Below are 1,330 nucleotides of genomic sequence, written 5' to 3'. Positions count from 1 at the left end.
CGGCTGCACCACGTGGTCCCCGGGATCCATGCCTGGGTGCAGCCGGACGGGTCCTGGTGGGTCAACAACGCCGGAGCCGTCGTCGGCGACAACGGCGCGCTGGTGATCGACACGTGCGCTTCAGCCGCCCGGACCCGCCGGTTCCTTGACGCCCTCGACACCGCCACCGGCGGCGTACCGGTCCGGATGGCGGTCAACACCCATCAGCACGGCGACCACACCTACGGCAACAGCCTGCTGCCGTCCGCCGCAGTGATCATCGGGCATGCGCGGATGAGGGAGGGGTTGCGGGTCGATCCCGTCATCGACGGCTGCCCGCCGCTGTGGTCCCCGGTGCCCGATTGGGGGCCGGTGACCCGCCGCCTGCCGGACCTCACCGTCGACTCCGGGCTGACCGTTCATGTCGGTGATCGCAGGGTCGAGGTGCTGCACCCTGGCGGCCCGGCGCACACCACCGGGGACCTGGTCGCCTGGCTACCCGAGGACGAAGTCCTGTTCTCAGGCGATCTCGTCTTTGCCGGGCTCACCCCGCTGGTGTTCATGGGGTCGGTGCCTGGCGCCTTGGCCGCACTTGACTGGTTGGAATCCCTGCACCCCCGGATCGTCGTCCCCGGCCACGGCCCCGTGCTGGCCGGGGCGCAGGTCGAGCGCGTGTTCGCCGAACACCGACAGTACTACCGGCTGGTACTCCACGCCGCCGAGGAAGGGATGTCCCGCGATCTCACCCCGCTGCAAGCCGCCCGGCAGGTTGATCTGGGGGAATTCGCCGGATGGGCGGACGCGGAACGGATCGTGCTCAACCTGCACCGGGTCTACGCCGACCACGCCGGCCGCGATCTCGACCCCGTCGCCGCGTTCGGCGACGCTATCGCCTGGCTCGGCCACCCGATGCACACCTCGCTGTGAACCACGAACGGGCGACGACGGTGACAAACACGCGACGACAGCGAAGGACGGCGAGCCCATGCGTTTCGTGACCTACGCCGAGGACGGTGGCCACCGCGTCGGGGTCCTCGACCACGACGGCCAAGTCCACGCACTTGCCCCCGGCGTCACCATGCTCGACCTGCTCCGGCGCGGCGCCCTGCGGGAGGCCGGCGAGCAGGCATTGTCCAGCTCCACCACGGTTCGTCCGCTGACCGAGGTCCGGCTGCGCGCGCCGATCCCGGATCCGCCCACCGTCCGGGACTTCATGACCTTCGAACGGCACGTCGAAGGCGTCGCGAAACTCGCCGGCCCCGACCCGACGATCCCGCAACAGTGGTACGAGGCGCCCGCGTTCTACTTCACCAACCCGTACGCGATCCTCGGCCCCGCCGACGACGTCCCC

General features: G+C 70.5%; 1 protein-coding gene and 1 pseudogene. Both read left to right on the top strand.

Going from position 1 to position 1,330, the window contains the following annotated elements:
- The first annotated feature begins 3 nt into the window (after positions 1–3).
- Positions 4–906 (top strand): MBL fold metallo-hydrolase, encoded by a 903-nt coding sequence (locus U9980_RS15375; protein ID WP_416210283.1) that lies wholly within the window; start codon positions 4–6, stop codon positions 904–906.
- Positions 907–964: 58 nt separating this feature from the next.
- Positions 965–1,330 (top strand): annotated as a pseudogene (locus tag U9980_RS15370) (DUF2437 domain-containing protein); the annotation flags it as partial.

Source organism: Protofrankia sp. Cr1, assembly GCF_963555865.1.
GTDB lineage: Bacteria > Actinomycetota > Actinomycetes > Frankiales > Frankiaceae > Protofrankia.
Note: the sequence above shows the minus strand (reverse complement) of the source record. Positions and strands in the feature narration are given on the sequence as shown.